The 18,401-nt window shown below is 63.5% G+C and carries 15 protein-coding genes; 13 read left to right on the plus strand and 2 right to left on the minus strand.

From position 1 onward, the window contains the following. Positions 1-173 precede the first annotated feature (173 nt). The 5 genes from R3175_RS14370 to R3175_RS14390 all read left to right on the plus strand — a co-directional run bounded on the left by R3175_RS14370 (position 174) and on the right by R3175_RS14390 (position 8,412). Positions 174-497, plus strand: coding sequence for an SPOR domain-containing protein (locus R3175_RS14370; RefSeq protein WP_318945012.1), 324 nt, complete (start codon positions 174-176; stop codon positions 495-497). A 226-nt stretch (positions 498-723) separates the two neighbouring features. Further along, positions 724-5,172, plus strand: a complete 4,449-nt coding sequence (gene gltB / locus R3175_RS14375) for a glutamate synthase large subunit (protein ID WP_318945013.1) — start codon at positions 724-726, stop codon at positions 5,170-5,172. Between the two features lie 120 nt (positions 5,173-5,292). Further along, entirely contained in the window at positions 5,293-6,711 is a 1,419-nt protein-coding gene (locus R3175_RS14380) for an FAD-dependent oxidoreductase (RefSeq protein ID WP_318945014.1), read from the plus strand. Positions 6,712-6,874: 163 nt separating this feature from the next. Continuing rightward, entirely contained in the window at positions 6,875-7,939 is a 1,065-nt protein-coding gene (hemE, locus tag R3175_RS14385; protein ID WP_318945015.1) for a uroporphyrinogen decarboxylase, read from the plus strand. A gap of 101 nt (positions 7,940-8,040) precedes the next feature. After that, on the plus strand, positions 8,041-8,412 hold the full coding sequence (locus tag R3175_RS14390; protein WP_318945016.1) for a PilZ domain-containing protein: 372 nt from the start codon (positions 8,041-8,043) through the stop codon (positions 8,410-8,412). Between the two features lie 2 nt (positions 8,413-8,414). Here R3175_RS14390 and radA read toward each other — a convergent pair whose 3' ends face one another. Together radA and ettA are read right to left on the minus strand one after the other, a co-directional pair. Then, on the minus strand, positions 8,415-9,791 hold the full coding sequence (radA, locus tag R3175_RS14395; RefSeq protein ID WP_318945017.1) for a DNA repair protein RadA: 1,377 nt from the start codon (positions 9,789-9,791) through the stop codon (positions 8,415-8,417). A gap of 6 nt (positions 9,792-9,797) precedes the next feature. Next, entirely contained in the window at positions 9,798-11,459 is a 1,662-nt protein-coding gene (gene ettA, locus R3175_RS14400; protein WP_318945018.1) for an energy-dependent translational throttle protein EttA, read from the minus strand. A gap of 327 nt (positions 11,460-11,786) precedes the next feature. Between ettA and glyA the strand changes: the two genes are divergently transcribed. From glyA to R3175_RS14440, 8 genes are all read left to right on the plus strand, one after another. Beyond that, positions 11,787-13,043 carry a serine hydroxymethyltransferase gene (gene glyA / locus R3175_RS14405; protein ID WP_318945019.1) on the plus strand — a complete coding sequence of 419 codons (1,257 nt, stop codon included), beginning with the start codon at positions 11,787-11,789 and terminating at the stop codon, positions 13,041-13,043. A 57-nt stretch (positions 13,044-13,100) separates the two neighbouring features. After that, a complete protein-coding gene (nrdR, locus tag R3175_RS14410; RefSeq protein ID WP_318945020.1) occupies positions 13,101-13,622 on the plus strand; it encodes a transcriptional regulator NrdR in 522 nt (173 codons plus the stop codon). Then, complete coding sequence (gene ribD, locus R3175_RS14415; protein ID WP_318945021.1) at positions 13,619-14,734, plus strand: bifunctional diaminohydroxyphosphoribosylaminopyrimidine deaminase/5-amino-6-(5-phosphoribosylamino)uracil reductase RibD; 1,116 nt, start codon at positions 13,619-13,621, stop codon at positions 14,732-14,734. Before nrdR ends, ribD begins: the two co-directional genes overlap by 4 nt. A gap of 75 nt (positions 14,735-14,809) precedes the next feature. Continuing rightward, on the plus strand, positions 14,810-15,925 hold the full coding sequence (gene ribBA, locus R3175_RS14420; protein ID WP_318945022.1) for a bifunctional 3,4-dihydroxy-2-butanone-4-phosphate synthase/GTP cyclohydrolase II: 1,116 nt from the start codon (positions 14,810-14,812) through the stop codon (positions 15,923-15,925). A 46-nt stretch (positions 15,926-15,971) separates the two neighbouring features. Beyond that, positions 15,972-16,448, plus strand: a complete 477-nt coding sequence (ribE, locus tag R3175_RS14425; RefSeq protein WP_318945023.1) for a 6,7-dimethyl-8-ribityllumazine synthase — start codon at positions 15,972-15,974, stop codon at positions 16,446-16,448. After that, complete coding sequence (gene nusB, locus R3175_RS14430; protein WP_318945024.1) at positions 16,448-16,918, plus strand: transcription antitermination factor NusB; 471 nt, start codon at positions 16,448-16,450, stop codon at positions 16,916-16,918. Before ribE ends, nusB begins: the two co-directional genes overlap by 1 nt. Positions 16,919-16,921: 3 nt before the next feature. Next, positions 16,922-17,875 (plus strand): thiamine-phosphate kinase, encoded by a 954-nt coding sequence (gene thiL / locus R3175_RS14435; RefSeq protein WP_318945025.1) that lies wholly within the window; start codon positions 16,922-16,924, stop codon positions 17,873-17,875. Beyond that, a complete protein-coding gene (locus R3175_RS14440) occupies positions 17,872-18,399 on the plus strand; it encodes a phosphatidylglycerophosphatase A (protein ID WP_318945026.1) in 528 nt (175 codons plus the stop codon). The genes thiL and R3175_RS14440 overlap by 4 nt, the downstream gene beginning before the upstream one ends. Positions 18,400-18,401 lie beyond the last annotated feature (2 nt).

Below are 18,401 nucleotides of genomic sequence, written 5' to 3' on the forward strand. Positions count from 1 at the left end.
CAGAACCAGAACCAGAACCAGAACCAGAACCAGAACCAGAACCAGAACCAGAACCAGAACCAGAACCAGAACCAGAACCAGAACCAGAACCAGAACCAGAACCAGAACCAGAACCAGAACCAGAACCAGAACCAGAGCTAGAGCCTGAGCCAGAGCCTGTCTCGGTGACGCCGGTGAACGGCCCTGCCGAGGCTCCGGACCGGTTTGTCCCAATCCGCCCGGAACGCTTCGTTTCTCGAGCGGAGCTGTCGGAACGTTCTGGGTTCACCGCTCAATACATTGCCGGTTACGAAGAGCAGACCGCCATTCGATTCATGGAAATCCACCAGGATGTTCCGCAGCTGCGCTATACCCGAAGCCGCCGCAGTGGTCGCGACTGGTTTGTGGTATTCTATGGGGAGTTTGCTGACCGCTCGGAGGCGCGTTCCGCGCTGCAGCAATTACCGGACAAGCTTCGCAGGGAAGAGCCCTGGATTCGGACTTTGGCCGATATCTGAAGTGCTTCCCCCTAGCCCCATAAAAACTCCTCCAGGGCGCATTGCACAAGGGCTGGCGCCGATTCCCGGCTGCCCCGAGTTTACCGCCGAACCGCAACACAATTTGAGTACGTAATTGTGCGTGTGTAAAATAGCCAGCCCCCATTTTCAGTGTCAGAGGGTGGAAAGGCTGTTAAGTGTTGCCTAACCCTCTGATTGAAAAGCATTTATACGCGAGAGAACGCTTATGATGACAGGTTTGTATCATCCCGATGAATTCAGGGACAACTGTGGCTTTGGTCTGATTGCCCATATGAAGGGCGAGGCCAGCCACAAGTTGTTGCAAACTGCCATCGAGTCTCTGACCTGCATGACCCACCGTGGTGGTATTGCTGCAGACGGAAAGACCGGCGATGGTTGTGGCCTACTGATTCAGAGCCCGGATGCCTTCCTGCGCAAGGCGGCCCAGACCGCCTTTGGCAAGGAGCCTGGCGAGCTGTTTGCCGTCGGTCAGGTCTTCCTGAACCCGGATGAAAGCCAGGCCGCGGCCGGGCGCGCCGCCATCGAGAAGCGCCTGGTCGAGCAGGGGCTGGAGATCATGGGCTGGCGGGTCGTGCCGACCGACAGCGAGTGCCTCGGGCCGATGGCGCTGGACTGTCTGCCCCGTATCGAGCAGGTGTTCGTCGAGCCCGCCGGCAAGGCCGAGCGTGATTTCGCCATCAGTCTGTTCGTGGGTCGTCGTCACGCCGAGCGCGATATGGCGGAAGACTCCGAGTTTTACATCTGCAGCCTGTCCCACCGGACCCTCTCCTACAAAGGGTTGATGATGCCGGCGGACCTGGCGAACTTCTACAAGGATCTGGGCGACCCGGACCTGGCAACCGCCATCTGCGTCTTCCACCAGCGTTTCTCCACCAACACCATGCCCCGTTGGCCGCTGGCCCAGCCGTTCCGTTTCCTGGCCCACAACGGTGAGATCAATACCGTCGAGGGCAACCGCAATTGGGCCCTGGCCCGGGCCGCCAAGTTCAGCTCGCCGCACCTGCCGGATCTGCAGACCCTGCAACCGCTGGTGAACCTGACCGGTTCCGACTCCTCCAGCATGGACAACATGCTGGAAGTGTTGCTGGCCGGTGGCGTTGACCTGTTCCGTGCCGCACGGATGATGATCCCGCCGGCCTGGCAGAACGTCGACACCATGGATTCCGACCTGCGGGCCTTCTACGAGTACAACTCCATGCACATGGAGCCCTGGGACGGCCCGGCCGGCCTGGTGCTGTCCGACGGGCGTTACGCGGTCTGTATGCTGGACCGCAACGGTTTGCGTCCGGCCCGGTGGGTCATCACCAAGGACGACTTCATCACCCTGGCTTCGGAAATCGGCACCTACGGCTACCAGCCGGAAGACGTGGTGGCAAAGGGCCGTGTCGGACCGGGTCAGATGCTGGCCATCGACACCGAATCCGGCGAAGTCCTGCACACCAGGGACATCGACGACCGCCTGAAAAAAGCCCAGCCCTACAAACAGTGGCTGCGGGAGAATGGCCTGCGGGTCGAGGCGACGCTGAATCAGCAGACCCCCGAGTTCAAGCTGATGGACGCCGATGAGCTGCTGGTCCACCAGAAGATGTTCATGGTGTCCTTCGAAGAGCGTGACCAGGTGCTGCGTCCGCTGGCGGAGAACGGCCAGGAAGCGGTGGGCTCCATGGGCGACGACACCCCGATGGCGGTGCTGTCCAGCCGGGTTCGCCACGTGGGCGACTACTTCCGTCAGAAATTTGCCCAGGTAACCAACCCGCCCATCGATCCCCTGCGGGAAGCGATCGTCATGTCGCTGGAAACCTGTCTGGGCGCCGAGCGTAACGTCTTCGAGGAAACGCCGGAGCACGCCAATCGCATCATCCTGTCCACCCCGGTGCTGTCCCCGGCCAAGTACCTGCGTGTCGTCAATAACGATCGCCCGGGCTTCGAGGTGGAGCGCATTCGCCTGAGCTACCGCCCGGAAGTCGGACTGGAGCAGGCCATTCGCAATGTCTGCGACGAGGCCGAGCAGGCCGCCCGTAACGGCAAGGTTCTGCTGGTGCTCACCGACAAGGACCTGAAAGAAGGCGAGCTGCCGGTCAACGCCCTGATGGCGACGGCGGCGGTGCACCATCACCTGACCCAGCAAGGGCTGCGCTGTGATTCCAACTTGATCGTGGAAACCGGCTGGGCCCGGGATCCCCATCACTTTGCGGTACTGTTCGGTTTTGGTGCCACAGCGGTCTATCCGTACCTGGCTTATCAGGTTCTCAATGACCTGATCCGCACCGGCGAACTGCTGATGGACCCGATTGAGGCGAAGAACAACTATCGCAAGGGTATCAATAAGGGGCTGATGAAGATCCTGTCCAAGATGGGGATCTCCACCATCACCTCCTACCGCGGTGCCCAGCTGTTCGAGGCCATCGGTCTGGCGGACGAGGTGGTCGACCTGTGTTTTCGTGGGGTGCCCAGCCGAATCCAGGGCGCGGGCTTCTACGATTTCCAGCAGGACCAGGAGCAGCTGGCCTCCGTGGCCTGGAAGCGTCGCAAGGCGATTTCCCAGGGCGGGTTGCTGAAGTACATCCACGGCCAGGAGTACCACGCGTTCAACCCGGACGTGGTACGTACCCTGCAGGATGCGGTAACCAGCGGTGAGTACGGTCAATACAAGGAATACGCGTCGCTGGTGAATGAGCGGCCGGTCGCGACCCTGCGGGACCTGTTGACGTTCCGTCAGGACACCCAGGCCATCGACCTGTCGGAAGTGGAACCGGCAGAGGCGATCTTCCCGCGCTTTGACTCTGCGGCCATGTCTCTCGGCGCCCTCTCGCCCGAGGCTCACGAAGCCCTGGCGGTGGCCATGAACACCCTGGGGGGGCGTTCCAACTCCGGTGAGGGCGGCGAGGACGCGGCCCGGTACGGCACCGAGCGTCGCTCCAAGATCAAGCAGGTAGCCTCCGGTCGCTTCGGGGTGACCGCCGAGTACCTGCGCAGTGCCGAGGTCATGCAGATCAAGGTGGCCCAGGGCGCGAAGCCCGGTGAGGGTGGCCAGCTACCAGGCGGCAAGGTCAACGACCTGATTGCCCGCCTGCGTTACTCGGTGCCGGGGGTAACCCTGATTTCGCCGCCGCCGCACCACGATATCTACTCCATCGAGGACCTGGCCCAGCTGATTTTCGACCTCAAGCAGGTCAATCCGCAGGCGCTGGTCTCCGTGAAACTGGTGTCCGAGCCCGGCGTGGGCACCATCGCCGCCGGTGTGGCCAAGGCTTACGCCGACCTGATCACCGTGTCCGGCTACGACGGCGGTACCGCGGCCAGCCCGCTGACGTCGATCCGCTATGCCGGTTCCCCGTGGGAGCTGGGCCTGAGCGAAACCCAGCAGGCGCTGCGGGCCAACGACCTGCGCGGCAAGATCCGCCTGCAGACCGACGGCGGCATCAAGACCGGTCTGGACGTGGTCAAGGCGGCCATCCTCGGGGCCGAAAGCTTCGGTTTCGGCACCACCCCAATGGTGGCGCTGGGCTGTAAGTACCTGCGGATCTGTCACCTGAACAACTGTGCGACCGGTGTGGCGACCCAGAACGATCACCTGCGGGAAGAGCACTTCAAGGGCACCGTCGAGATGGCGATGAACTTCTTCCGCTTCGTGGCCGAAGAAACCCGGGAGTGGATGGCCAAGCTGGGCGTGCGCAGCCTGGAGGACCTGGTGGGTCGGGTCGACCTGCTGGAGCGCCTGCCGGGTGATACCCCGCGTCAGCAGAAGCTGGACCTGTCGTCGCTGCTGTCCAATGACCAGATCCCGGCGGACAAGCCTCATACCTGCCAGGTTGAGCGCAATGTGCCGTTCGACGAGGGCAAGCTGGCGGAGCAGATGGTGGCCGACCTGGCCGAGGCCATTGCCAACAAGCAGGGCGGAACCTGGTCTTACCGGGTGACCAACTGCGACCGCTCCATCGGCGCCCGCCTGTCGGGTGAGATCGCCGCCCAGCATGGCAATCAGGGCATGGCCGACGCGCCCATTACCCTGGAACTGACCGGCACCGCCGGCCAGAGCTTTGGTGTCTGGAACGTCAGCGGCCTGAACCTCAACCTGGAAGGCGACGCCAACGACTACGTCGGTAAGGGCATGACCGGTGGCAAGCTGGTGGTGCGCCCGCCGGCAGGCAGCGGTTTCCAGACCCAGGAAACCTCCATTGTCGGCAACACCTGCCTGTATGGCGCCACCGGCGGCAAGTTGTTTGCCGCAGGGACCGCCGGCGAGCGTTTCGGGGTGCGGAACTCCGGCGCCCACGCGGTGGTTGAAGGTGCCGGTGACCACTGTTGTGAGTACATGACCGGTGGCCTGATCACCGTGCTGGGGGCGACCGGCCACAACTTCGGTGCCGGTATGACCGGTGGTTTCGCCTACGTACTGGACCAGGACAACACCTTCGTGGACAAGTACAACCACGAGCTGGTGGAAATCCAGCGGATTTCCAGCGAAGACATGGAACCGTACCGTAACCACCTGCGTGGTGTGATCCGGGAGCACGTGGCCGAGACCCGTAGCGCCTGGGCTGAGAACATTCTTGACAATTTCGATGACTACATTGGCCGTTTCTGGTTGGTGAAGCCCAAGGCTGCCAACCTGCGGAGCCTGCTGGCCAATACCCGCGCGCGCCCGGAATAACACCGGGATTCCGCAAGGGGCGGCGCGCCGGTACAGCCTGGCGCGCCGATTGAATTTGAGCTTGGAGCCACGTTTTGGGCTGAGAGCTCGCGTCGAAATTGAGCTGATGAGAGCATCCAAATGAAAGAACGTTTGAGTAACGACTTCCAGTTTGTAGAAGTTGGGCGGATCGACCCGACCAAGGTTCCGGCCAAGAAGCGCAAGAAGGAGTTCGGTGAGATCTACGAGCCGTTCAAGCCGGAAGAGGCCGCCAATCAGGCGCACCGCTGTCTGGAATGCGGCAACCCCTACTGTGAGTGGAAGTGCCCGGTTCACAACTACATCCCCAACTGGCTGAAGCTGGTGTCTGAAGGCAACGTGCTCAAGGCGGCCGATCTGTGTCACCAGACCAATTCCCTGCCCGAGGTGTGTGGCCGGGTTTGCCCGCAGGACCGCCTCTGTGAGGGCGCCTGTACCCTGAACGATGGTTTTGGCGCGGTGACCATCGGCTCGGTGGAGAAGTACATCACCGACACCGCCTTTGCGCTCGGCTGGAAGCCGGACATGTCCCAGGTGCGCTGGACCGATAAGAAGGTGGCCGTGATCGGCGCCGGCCCTGCCGGTCTGGGCTGTGCCGACGTCCTGGTCCGTAACGGCGTCAAGCCGGTGGTCTTCGACCGCTACCCCGAGATTGGTGGCCTGCTGACCTTCGGGATTCCCGAGTTCAAGCTGGAGAAGTCAGTGATGACCCGTCGTCGTCACGTGTTCGAGGAGATGGGCGTGGAATTCCGTCTCGGCACCGAGGTGGGCACAGACGTCCAGCTGCAGGACATCATCGATGAATACGATGCGGTGTTCATGGGCATGGGTACCTACACCTACATGAAGGGCGGCTTCCCGGGCGAGGACCTGCCGGGGGTGTACGATGCGCTGCCGTTCCTGGTCTCCAACGTCAACCGGCGTCTCGGTTACGAAAAGTCCGCGGACGAATTCATCGACATGAAGGGCAAGCGGGTAGTGGTGCTCGGCGGTGGTGATACCGCCATGGACTGTAACCGCACCTCCATCCGTCAGCAGGCGGCCAGCGTGACCTGTGCCTATCGCCGGGACGAGGAAAACATGCCGGGCTCCCGTCGCGAGGTGGCCAACGCCAAGGAAGAGGGCGTCAAGTTCCTGTTCAACCGTCAGCCCATCGCCATTCTGGGCGAAGACCGGGTCGAGGGCGTGAAGGTGGTGAAGACCCAGTTGGGCGCGCCGGATGAGAACGGCCGTCGCCGTCCGGAAGTGGTCCCGGGTAGCGAAGAGGTGATCCCGGCGGATGCGGTCCTGGTGGCCTTCGGCTTCCGCCCGAGCCCTGCCGACTGGTTTGATGAGTTGAAGGTGGGCACCGATGATTCCGGCCGCGTCACCGCCCCGGAACAGGCCGAGTTTGCCTTCCAGACCACCAACCCGAAGATCTTCGCCGGCGGCGACATGGTGCGTGGCTCCGATCTGGTGGTGACCGCCATCTGGGAAGGTCGTCAGGCGGCTGAAGGCATTATGGATTACCTCGACGTCTAACTCCGGGGTTGTTGCTGTACCGGGGGGCAGAATTGAAATACGTCCCCGGTCGGTATAGCAGGACATCGACGAAAGGGCGAAGCACCAAACGGCGCTTCGCCCTTTTTTCTTGGGCCAGAATCGCTATCATTGCAGGCCTCACTTTTATTGCCGGGATTGCCCTATGACTGAGCTGAAAAATGACCGTTTCCTTCGAGCCCTGCAGCGCCAGCCGGTAGACCGTACCCCGGTCTGGATGATGCGTCAGGCCGGTCGCTACCTGCCGGAATACCGGGCAACCCGTGCCAAGGCCGGGGATTTTCTCAGCCTGTGCAAGAACACGGAGCTGGCCTGCGAGGTTACCCTGCAGCCGCTGGAGCGTTATCCCCTGGATGCGGCCATCCTGTTCTCCGATATCCTGACCATCCCCGATGCCATGGGGCTGGGGCTGTACTTCGAGACCGGGGAGGGACCCAAGTTCCGGCAGACCGTGCGCAATGCCGCCGATGTCGCGGCATTGCCGGAGCTCAATGCCGAGGTGGACCTGGACTACGTGATGAATGCCGTGGCCACCATCCGCAAGGCGCTGAATGGCCGTGTTCCGCTGATCGGGTTTTCCGGCAGCCCCTGGACCCTGGCGACCTACATGGTGGAGGGCGGCTCCTCCAAGGACTTCCGCGAAGCCAAGAAGCTGATGTACTCGGAGCCGGCGGTCATGCACCAGTTGCTGGACAAGTTGGCGGTGGCGGTGACCCAGTACCTTAATGGCCAGATTCGTGCCGGGGCGCAGGCGGTGCAAATTTTCGATACCTGGGGCGGTGCCTTGAGCAGCTGGGCGTACCAGGAATTCTCATTGGCGTACATGAAGAAGATCGTCGACGGGTTGATCCGTGAGCATGAGGGGCGGCGCGTTCCGGTGATTCTGTTTACCAAGAACGGCGGGCAGTGGCTGGAAGCCATGGCCGACACCGGCGCGGATGCCCTGGGGCTGGACTGGACCACCGACATCGGTCAGGCCCGGGCCCGGGTTGGCGACCGGGTGGCGCTGCAGGGCAACATGGACCCGGCCATGCTCTATGCGCCGCCGGCGCGCATCCGTCAGGAAGTGGCGGATATCCTGGCGCGGTTTGGTCGGGGCACCGGCCACATCTTCAACCTGGGTCACGGCATCACCCCGGATGTCGACCCCGCCCATGCCGGCGCGTTCATCGAGGCCGTGGTGGAATTGAGCGCCGAGTATCACCGCTGACCATTCGCGGTACGGCAATGTGGAACGCTGCGGCCCAGACGGCTATAGTCAAGGGAAAGCCGTCACGCACCGATGTGACCGAATGAGTCAGGAGCCGCCGTTTGTCCAGTCCCACCCATGAAAAACGCCGCTTTCACCGAATCCTGTTCGATGCCCCCTGCGATGTGCACTGGCAGGATCAGGTGTGGCGTACCAATGTGCTCGACATCTCGCTGCGAGGCCTGCTGTTGGAAATGCCGGACGGCTGGGATGTGCCGCTGAACGACCCCTGCGAAGTGGTGGTTCACCTGGATGATCGGCAAACCGGCATTGTCATGGCGGTGCAGCTCAGTCACGTGGAAGGTGATCGCCTGGGCTTCAAGTGCCAGTACATTGACCTGGACAGTGCGACGCACCTCAGACGGCTGGTGGAATTGAACCTGGGGGATCAGGCGTTGCTGGAGCGGGAGCTGGGCCACCTCATCGAGGATTGAGGTTACAGATCCGCCAGGGCGTCCAGGGCGTCGCTGAGTTTGCTGACCGGAATCACGGTCAGGTTGTCGATGGGCTTGCGGGGCACGTTGGCCTTCGGTACCAGGGCCCGGGTGAAGCCGTGTTTGGACGCCTCGTACACCCGCTCCTGGCCGCTGGGTACCGGGCGGATCTCGCCGGACAGCCCCACCTCGCCGAAGATCACCAGGTCTTGGGGCAGGGCGCGGTCGCGGAAAGACGACACCACCGAGGCCAGCAGGGCCAGGTCGGCGCTGGTCTCATTGACCTTGACCCCACCTACCACGTTGACGAACACATCCTGGTCAGTCACGTGCAAACCGCCATGGCGGTGCAGCACCGCCAGCAGCATGGACAGCCGGTTCTGGTCCAGACCCACCGCTACCCGGCGGGGATAACCGCCCTGGGCCATGTCCACCAGTGCCTGGATCTCGATCAGCATGGGCCGGGTGCCTTCCCAGACCACCATCACCACGCTGCCCGGTGCGGCGTCTTCGCCCCGGTTGAGAAAGATGGCGCTGGGGTTTTTCACCTCTTTCAGGCCCTGTTCCAGCATGGCGAACACCCCCAGCTCGTTGACCGCTCCGAAGCGATTCTTGATGCCTCGCAGGGTGCGGTAACGGCTGTCACTGGAGCCCTCCAGCAGAATGGAGCAGTCGATCATGTGCTCCAGCACCTTGGGGCCGGCCAGGCTGCCGTCCTTGGTGACATGGCCCACCAAAAACAGGATGGTGCCGGTCTGCTTGGCCATGCGGGTCAGGAAGGCAGCACTCTCGCGAACCTGGGACACGCTGCCCGGCGCCGACTCGATGTCGCTGACGTGCATCACCTGGATACTGTCCACCACCAGGATACGGGGCTGTTCCCGCTCGACGATCTGGACGATGCGCTCGACGCTGGTTTCCGACAGGATCTTCAGGTCCCGGGTCGCCAGTCCCAGGCGCTGGGCCCGCATGGCCACTTGCTGCAGCGATTCCTCGCCGGTGACGTACAGGGCGGGAACCTGGGCGGCCAGGTGACAGACGGTCTGCAGCAGCAGGGTGCTCTTGCCGGCGCCGGGGTGCCCCCCCATCAGGATGGCGGAGCCCTCCACCAGGCCGCCGCCCAGCACCCGGTCCAGCTCCTGCATGCCGGAACTGATCCGGCTCTGTTCAGTGAGGCTGACCGAGTCCAGGGTCTGGACCTCGGTCAGGCTACCGGCAAAGCCGTCGAAACGGGCGCCCCGGCTGGCCTTGCCGTTGCCGGACACGCCGCGCACTTCGCTGACGGTATTCCAGGCCTGGCAGGCCGTGCACTGGCCCATCCATTTGGAGTAGTCCGCACCGCACTCGGTGCAGACATAGGCGGTCTTGGTCTTGGCCATTCCCGCTTACGCCAGTTTCTTGTACTTCATGCGCTTGGGCACCATGGCGGAATCGCCCTTGCGCTTCTTGAGGTCCTCGTCGTACTCGCTGAAGTTGCCCTCGAAGTAGACCACCTCGCCGTCGTCCTCGAACGCCAGGATGTGGGTGGCCACCCGGTCCAGGAACCAGCGGTCGTGGGAAATCACCAGCGCGGAGCCGGGGAAGTTCAGCAGCGCCTCTTCCAGGGCGCGCAGGGTTTCCACGTCCAGGTCGTTGGTGGGTTCGTCCAGCATCAATACGTTGCCGCCTTCCTTCAGCAACTTGGCCAGGTGCAGGCGGTTGCGCTCACCCCCGGACAGGTCGCCGACGCGTTTCTGCTGGTCGGTGCCCTTGAAGTTGAACCGGCCGACATAGGCCCGGGACGGCGTCTCGTAGTTGCCCACCTTGATGATGTCCTGGCCATCGCTGAGCTCTTCCCACACCGTCTTGTCGCCATCGAGGTCGCGCATCTGGTCGACATACGCCAGCTCCACGGTCTCGCCGACGGTGATGGTGCCGTTGTCGGGCTGGTCCTTGCCGGCAATCATCCGGAACAGGGTGGACTTACCGGCACCGTTACCACCGATGATGCCGACGATGGCGCCGGGCGGGACGCGGAAGGAGACGTCCTCGTACAGCAGCCGGTCATCGAAGGACTTGCTGATGCCGTCCACCTCGATGACTTTGTCCCCCAGGCGCGGTCCGGGCGGAATGTACAGTTCGTTGGTCTCGTTGCGCTTCTGGAACTCCTGGGAGCTCATCTCCTCGAACCGGGCCAGGCGAGCCTTGCTCTTGGACTGGCGGCCCTTGGCGTTGCTGCGCACCCACTCCAGCTCGTGTTTGACGGCCTTCTGGTGGGCGGCCTCCTGCTTGGCCTCCATCTCCAGGCGCTTCTCCTTGGCTTCCAGCCACTGGCTGTAGTTACCTTCGTAGGGGATGCCCTGACCACGGTCCAGCTCGAGGATCCAGCCGGCCACGTTGTCGAGGAAGTAACGGTCGTGGGTGATGGCCACCACAGTGCCGTTGTAGTCGTGCAGGAAGCGCTCCAGCCAGGCAACGGATTCCGCGTCCAGGTGGTTGGTGGGCTCGTCCAGCAGCAGCATGTCCGGGCCGGACAGGAGCAGGCGGCACAGCGCCACCCGGCGGCGTTCACCCCCGGACAGGTTCTTGACATTCTGGTCCCAGGGCGGCAGGCGCAGCGCATCCGCCGCCACTTCCATTTTGCGCTCGATATCGTGGCCGTCAGTGGCCTGGATGTAGGCTTCCAGCTCGCCCTGCTTCTTGGCCAGGGCGTCGAAATCCGCGTCCGGCTCGGCATAGGCAGCATAGACCTGGTCCAGCTCGGCCAGGGCGTCGTGCACCCCGGACATCGCCTCGTCGACGATCTGCTTTACCGTCTTGCTGTCATCCAGTTCCGGTTCCTGGGGCAGGTAGCCCACGTTGATGCCAGGTTGTGGACGAGCTTCGCCGATAAAGTCCTGATCGACGCCCGCCATGATGCGCAGCAGGGTGGACTTACCGGCGCCGTTGAGGCCGAGCACCCCGATCTTGGCACCGGGGAAGAAGCTCAGGGAAATGTCTTTGAGGATTTCTCGCTTGGGCGGTACAACCTTGCCCACGCGGTTCATGGTGTATACGTACTGGGCCATAACTGGCGGATTCCTCTGGGTTGTGGAGCCGGTCGGTAGACGCGGGCAAGTTCCGGGCTGCGAAAAAGGTTGCGGGCGTCTGGCTCCGGGTCTGAAATCAGGGTTGTAAGGTAGCGAATGCGTCCTGCGAAGGCAATGAGGGAAACTCCCTCCCGGCGGGCAGGTCTGAAGGGGCGAAAAGGTGATTTTAGCAGCCGGAATGCGATAGAATAGCCGACCTTTTTCCAGGGAGCTGCAACCGGTGCCCGAGTTATCCGGGTTTGCGGTTCCCGACCCGCTTTTTAATTTGTCTGCAGGGCAGACGCAGCACACAGAGGCAGCGCATCCATGTTTAATCGTGATATGAAAATCGCCGGCTTTGACGACGAGATCTGGAACGCCATGCAGGCGGAGAGCAAGCGCCAGGAAGCTCACATTGAGCTGATCGCGTCGGAAAACTACACCAGCCCGCGGGTAATGGAAGCCCAGGGCAGCGACCTGACCAACAAATACGCGGAAGGGTATCCCGGCAAGCGCTATTACGGTGGTTGCGAGTACGTGGATGTGGTGGAGCAACTGGCCATTGATCGTGCCAAGGAGCTGTTCGGTGCCGCCTACGCCAACGTCCAGCCGCATTCCGGTTCCCAGGCCAACTCGGCGGTGTTCATGGCCCTGGTCAAGCCGGGTGACACAGTGCTGGGGATGAGCCTGGCCCACGGCGGTCACCTGACGCACGGCGCCAGCGTTAACTTTTCCGGCAAGATCTACAACGCGGTTCAGTACGGCCTGAACCCGGAAACCGGCCTCATCGACTACGACGAGGTGGAAGCCCTGGCGGTTGAGCACAAGCCGAAGATGATCATTGCCGGCTTCTCGGCCTACTCCCAGGCCCTGGACTTTGCCCGCTTCCGGGAAATCGCCGACAAGGTTGGCGCCTACCTGTTCGTGGACATGGCCCACGTCGCCGGCCTGGTGGCAGCCGGCGTCTACCCGGACCCGGTTCCCCATGCCCACGTGGTGAGCACCACCACCCACAAGACCCTGCGCGGTCCCCGGGGCGGACTGATTCTGGCTTGCGACGACGAGGGCATCCAGAAGAAGCTCAATTCCGCCGTGTTCCCCGGCGGCCAGGGTGGCCCGTTGATGCACGTGGTTGCCGCTAAGGCGGTGTGTTTCAAGGAGGCCATGAGCGATGAGTTCAAGGCCTATCAGCAGCAGGTGGTGAAAAACGCCAAAGCTATGGCCGAGGTGTTCGTGGCCCGCGGTTACGACGTGGTCTCCGGCGGCACCACCAACCACCTGTTCCTGGTGAGCCTGATTAAGCAGGACATCACCGGTAAGGACGCGGACGCCGCCCTGGGTCGGGCCAGCATTACCGTCAACAAGAACGCGGTACCCAACGATCCGCGCTCCCCGTTTGTGACCTCCGGTCTGCGCATCGGTACCCCGGCGGTGACCACCCGCGGCTTTGGCGCAGTGGAGTGTCGCGAGCTGGCGGGCTGGATGTGCGATATTCTGGATAATCTGGAAGACGATGCGGTGATTGAACGGGTCCGTGAACAGGTGGAAGCCCTGTGCGCGCGTTTCCCGGTCTACGCCGGTTAAGTCCGATTGCCGAGGGGCGGGCCGGGCCCGCCCTCTTGCCCGAGGGAGCTGAGAGTCATGCACTGTCCATTCTGTGGTGAAGCCGATACCAAGGTGATCGATTCGCGTCTGGTAGCGGAAGGCGACCAGGTGCGCCGCAGAAGGGAGTGCCTGTCCTGTCGTGAGCGCTTTACCACCTTCGAGTCTGCCGAACTGGTGATGCCCCGGGTGGTGAAGCAGGATGGCACGCGGCAGCCGTTCGATGAAGACAAGCTGCGTTCCGGCATCATGAAAGCCCTGGAGAAGCGTCCGGTCAGCATCGAGGAGATCGAGGCTGCGCTCAACCGCATCAAGTTCCGGCTGCGGGCCACCGGTGAACGTGAGGTCAAATCCATGCAGCTGGGCGAGGAAGTGATGACCGAGCTGCGGCAACTGGACAAGGTGGCCTACGTCCGCTTTGCATCGGTCTATCGCAGTTTTCAGGACATCAACGAATTCAAGGAAGAAATCGAGCGGTTGGCCAGCAACGGGGATGGCGCCGATCCCGTCGATGTGGCCAAGGCCCTGGCCGGCAACCAGTCGGCCAAAGACAAAGCATGATGGATGCCCGGGACACCGCCCTGATGGCGCGGGCCATCCAGTTGGCCTGGCGGGGCCGCTACTCGACCCACCCCAATCCCCGGGTGGGATGCGTGATTGCCAGAGAGGGTGAGGTTCTGGGAGAAGGCTGGCACGAGCGAGCCGGCGAGGCCCATGCCGAGGTGCACGCCCTCAGCCGGGCGGGGCGGGAGGCCCGGGGTGCCACCGCCTACGTCACCCTGGAGCCCTGCAGCCATTTCGGCCGCACCCCGCCGTGTGCCCGGGCGCTGATCGATGCCGGTGTGGCCCGGGTGATCGCGGCCACCGAAGACCCTAACCCCGCCGTCTCCGGCCGTGGCCTGGACATGCTGCGGGAGGCGGGCATCAGGGTCACCGTCGGGCTGCTCGCGGAGGAGGCCGCCAAGCTCAACCCTGGCTTCATGAAGCGCATGCGTACTGGGCGGCCGTTTGTGCGGGTCAAGATGGCGGCCAGCCTCGATGGTCGCACCGCCATGGCGTCTGGAGAGAGCCAGTGGATTACTGGCCCCGAGGCCAGGCGTGACGTCCAGCGCCTGCGGGCCATCAGCGATGCGATCCTGACCGGGGTGGGCACGGTGCTGGCCGACGACCCCTCGCTGACCGTCCGTCGCAGCGAGCTGGGCGACATCGGCGAAGCTACCGAGCCTGCGCGTCAGCCCTTGCGGGTGATTGCCGACCGGGATGCTCGCACCCCGGCTTATGCCAAGATCCTTCGCGGCGGCGATGTGCGGCTGTTCTGTTCGTCGGAGGCGTTGGCCACCGCGCCGGCCCAGGATCTGGCGGCGTTGGGTATCAGCGTCAACGGGGTGGCCTGGCAGGATAACGGCATCGATCTGGGGGAGACCCTGGATGCCCTGGGCGAACTGGGGATCAACGATCTGTTGGTGGAGGCTGGCCCGACGCTGGCCGGTACCTTTATCCAGGAGCGGCTGGTGGATGAGCTCTGGCTCTATCAGGCACCGGTGTTCCTGGGCAGCACCGGGCGACCGACGGCTCACCTGCCGCTGGAATCCATGGCGGATAAAGTACAATGGCAGGTGCGGGACCGTCGCCAGGTCGGCCAGGACCAGCGCCTGATTCTGGTTCCCCGGTAATTTCGACTTAAATTCACGACCCGACTGCGCCGCCGGCGAGCGCGTAACGGACGGGTTGCAAGGGTGCAAAACCGTATGGCACTGAACAGCATTGAAGAAATCATCGACGACATCCGTCAGGGCAAGATGGTCATCCTCATGGATGATGAGGACCGGGAGAACGAAGGCGACCTGGTGATGGCGGCGGAGCACTGCGATGCCGCGGCCATCAACTTCATGGCCCGCTTTGGTCGGGGGCTTATCTGCATGCCGATGACCCGCCAGCGTTGCGAGCAGCTGGGCTTGCCGCTGATGGTGCAAAAGAATGCGTCCGGCTTCGGTACCAAGTTCACCCTGTCCATCGAGGCCGCAGAAGGGGTCACCACCGGCATCTCCGCCGCCGACCGGGCCCGTACCGTGCAGGCGGCGGTGGCGCGCGACGCCAAGCCGGCCGACCTGGTGCAGCCCGGCCATATTTTTCCGTTGATGTCGGATCCCGGTGGTGTGCTGAGCCGCGCCGGCCATACCGAGGCCTCCTGCGACCTGGCCGCGCTGGCAGGCTGTGAACCGGCCGGGGTTATCTGTGAGATCATGAACGACGATGGTTCCATGGCCCGGCGGGAAGACCTGGAAGCGTTTGCCGAAACCCATGACCTGAAGATCGGCACCATTGCCGACCTCATTCACTACCGTACCCTGAACGAGCGCACCATCGAGTGCGTCGAGCAGTATGACCTGGATACGGAGTTTGGCGTATTCAACCTGCGCACCTACCACGATAGCATTCAGGGCGCGACCCATCTGGCGATGGTGAAGGGCGACATCCAGGCCGACGAGCCGGCCCTGGTGCGCGTGCACATCACCGACACCTTGCGGGACCTGCTCGGTGCTCGCCGGGAAGGTTCCCGCAGCTGGCCACTCCATCATGCGCTCAAGGCCGTGGCGGAATCCGGCAACGGTGTGGTGGTGCTGCTGAACAGCGCCGCGGACAGCCATAACCTGGAAGACCGCATCCACGATTATTTCGATGAGGGTGCCTCTTCGGCCTCCCGGGGCAGCTCCGGCGTTTACTTCACGGTTGGCACCGGGTCCCAGATTCTGAGGGATATTGGTGTCGGAAAGATGCGCCTGCTCAGTGCCCCGATCAAATTCTCGGCCATTTCCGGCTTCGACCTGGAAGTGGTGGAATACGTACCCTATACCCCGAACTGAATGAATCCGGCCGGGCCAAGCTGGCAGGCCAAGACAGGAGCCCAAGATGGCAGAAATCAAGACTCTGGAAGGTGATTTTACTGAGTGTTCCGGCCGCTATGCGCTGGTGGTTGGTCGCTTCAACGGCTTTGTGGTGGAGAGCCTGGTGGACGGCGCAGTGGACACCCTGCGTCGTCACGGTATCCCGGAAGGGGATATCACCATTGTGCGCGTGCCTGGCGCCTACGAAATGCCGCTGGCGGTCAAGCGGGTCGCGGAAACCGGCCAGTATGACGCCATCATTGCCCTGGGCGCCGTCATTCGTGGCGGCACCCCGCATTTTGACTATGTGGCGGGGGAAGCCTCCAGCGGACTGGGTGCTGTGAGCCTGGATACCGACGTGCCGGTAACCTTCGGTGTCTTGACCGTGGACTCCATCGAACAGGCCATCGAGCGTTCCGGCACCAAGGCGGGCAACAAGGGCGCCGAGGCCGCCATCACGGCGCTGGAAATGGTCAGCCTGTTCAAGAAACTGGGTGAGTGATGACTGGCATCGACGAGCACAATCCGGCTGCCCCGGGAAAGCCCAAGGCGGGCGACCGGCGCCGGGCGCGGGCGCTGGCATTGCAGGCGCTCTATCACCGCCATTTCAGCAAGAGCCCGATCGCCGACATCGAGGCCGAGTTCATGGTCGACAACGACATGAGCAAGGTGGACACCGCCTATTTCCGCGACCTGTTGCGCGGGGTCCATCGCGAGCAGGCCGAGCTGGACAAGCTGCTGGAGCCCTTCCTCGATCGGCCGGTGGAAGAAGTGGATGCCATTGAGCTGGCGATCGTCCGGCTCGGGGCCTACGAGCTGAAACACCGGATAGACGTGCCTTACAAGGTGGTGATCAACGAGGGCATCGAGATGGCCAAGCGCTTTGGCGGGACCGATGGCCACAAGTTCGTCAACGGCATCCTCGACAAGCTCAGCGGCCGGTTACGGCTGGCGGAAACCCGCCCCCGGTGAGCAATGGGCGAATTTGAACTGATCCGTCGCTACTTTCTGCCGCTGGCCGGGGACACCCGGTCGGCGGCAGTTTCGTTGGGGCCGGGGGATGACTGTGCCATCGAGCGGCTGCCCACCGGCACGGAACTGGTGTTCTCCATCGATACCATGGTGGAGGGCGTGCACTTTCCGGTTCAGTACGACCCCGCCCGGTTGGCCTGGCGCAGCCTGGCAGCCGCGGCCAGCGACCTGGCCGCCATGGGAGCGGACCCGGTCTGCTTCACCCTGGCACTGACCCTGCCGGAAGCCGGTGACGATTGGCTGCAGGCCTTTGCCGGTGGGTTGGGGGAGGCGGCAAAGGCCTTCGGGCTGGCGCTGGCCGGCGGCGATACCACCCGCGGTCCGCTCTCGGTCACCTTCCAGGTGCATGGCACGGTGCCCCAAGGGCAGGCGCTGTTGCGCTCGGGAGCCACGCCAGGGGACCTGGTCTGTGTCTCCGGTACCCTGGGCGATGCCGGAGCCGCCCTGGCACTGTTGGAGCGCGACCCTTCAACTGCCGACGCCCGGTATCTGCTGCAGCGTTATCACCGTCCCGAGCCCAGGCTCGCGTTGGGGCAGCAACTCCGGGGCCGGGCCAGCGCCGCCATCGATCTGTCGGATGGCCTGCTGGCGGATCTGGGGCATATCCTGGCGGCCTCCGGAGTGGGGGCCGATGTGGATGTCAGCCGGCTGCCACTGTCCGACGCCTTGCGCCGCCATGCCGGGAGCAGGGCCGGTGCCCTGGCGCTCAGGTCCGGGGATGATTACGAGCTCTGCGCGACAATCCCCCAGGCCGTCTGGCCGGCCCTGCCGGAGACGCTCCGGGAACGGCTGACCGTGATTGGCGAAATTTCCGCGCAGGCCGGCCTGCGACTGCAAAACGCGGGTGCCGAGCTGGCGGCTGGCGCCGGTTACGATCATTTTGGAGACCCGTCATGAGTGAGTTGCCCCCCCATTCCCAGGCAGATCCGGCCAAGGCCGTGCTTCCCCCCGGTTTTTTGCGTGATCCCGTCCATTTGCTGGCCTTCGGCTTGGGCAGCGGCGCCGTCCGGCGGGCTCCGGGAACCTGGGGCAGTCTGGCGGCCATTCCGCTGTGGGGGCTGTTCTTCTGGTTGCCGCCCCTGGCTTACTGGATGGTGGTGATCGCCGGCTTCCTGATTGGCATCTGGCTCTGTGGCCGGACCGCGGAGGATCTCAAGGTGCACGATCACGGCGGCATCGTCTGGGACGAGTTCGTCGGCATGTGGATTGCCCTGGGGCTCATTCCGGGGTCGATCGGCGGAGTGCTGCTGGCATTTATTCTGTTCCGGTTCTTCGACGTGCTGAAGCCCTGGCCCATCAGCTGGTTCGACCGGCGGATGCCCGGTGGGCTGGGAATCATGTTTGATGACGTTCTGGCGGGGGCGATGGCGCTGGGCTGTCTCTACCTGGCCCAGGGTTGGGGGCTTCCGGGACTGCTTTAGGG

It is taken from the genome of Marinobacter sp. (assembly GCF_033722735.1).
Taxonomy (GTDB): Bacteria; Pseudomonadota; Gammaproteobacteria; order Pseudomonadales; family Oleiphilaceae; genus Marinobacter.

Excerpts from the sequence above, each read along its gene's own strand:
- gltB (WP_318945013.1), top strand. The coding sequence starts at position 724 with ATGATGACAGGTTTGTATCATCCCGATGAATTCAGGGACAACTGTGGC.
- R3175_RS14380 (WP_318945014.1), top strand. The coding sequence starts at position 5,293 with ATGAAAGAACGTTTGAGTAACGACTTCCAGTTTGTAGAAGTTGGGCGG.
- hemE (WP_318945015.1), top strand. The coding sequence starts at position 6,875 with ATGACTGAGCTGAAAAATGACCGTTTCCTTCGAGCCCTGCAGCGCCAG.
- radA (WP_318945017.1), bottom strand. The coding sequence starts at position 9,791 with ATGGCCAAGACCAAGACCGCCTATGTCTGCACCGAGTGCGGTGCGGAC.
- ettA (WP_318945018.1), bottom strand. The coding sequence starts at position 11,459 with ATGGCCCAGTACGTATACACCATGAACCGCGTGGGCAAGGTTGTACCG.
- glyA (WP_318945019.1), top strand. The coding sequence starts at position 11,787 with ATGTTTAATCGTGATATGAAAATCGCCGGCTTTGACGACGAGATCTGG.
- nrdR (WP_318945020.1), top strand. The coding sequence starts at position 13,101 with ATGCACTGTCCATTCTGTGGTGAAGCCGATACCAAGGTGATCGATTCG.
- ribD (WP_318945021.1), top strand. The coding sequence starts at position 13,619 with ATGATGGATGCCCGGGACACCGCCCTGATGGCGCGGGCCATCCAGTTG.
- ribBA (WP_318945022.1), top strand. The coding sequence starts at position 14,810 with ATGGCACTGAACAGCATTGAAGAAATCATCGACGACATCCGTCAGGGC.
- ribE (WP_318945023.1), top strand. The coding sequence starts at position 15,972 with ATGGCAGAAATCAAGACTCTGGAAGGTGATTTTACTGAGTGTTCCGGC.
- nusB (WP_318945024.1), top strand. The coding sequence starts at position 16,448 with ATGACTGGCATCGACGAGCACAATCCGGCTGCCCCGGGAAAGCCCAAG.
- thiL (WP_318945025.1), top strand. The coding sequence starts at position 16,922 with ATGGGCGAATTTGAACTGATCCGTCGCTACTTTCTGCCGCTGGCCGGG.
- R3175_RS14440 (WP_318945026.1), top strand. The coding sequence starts at position 17,872 with ATGAGTGAGTTGCCCCCCCATTCCCAGGCAGATCCGGCCAAGGCCGTG.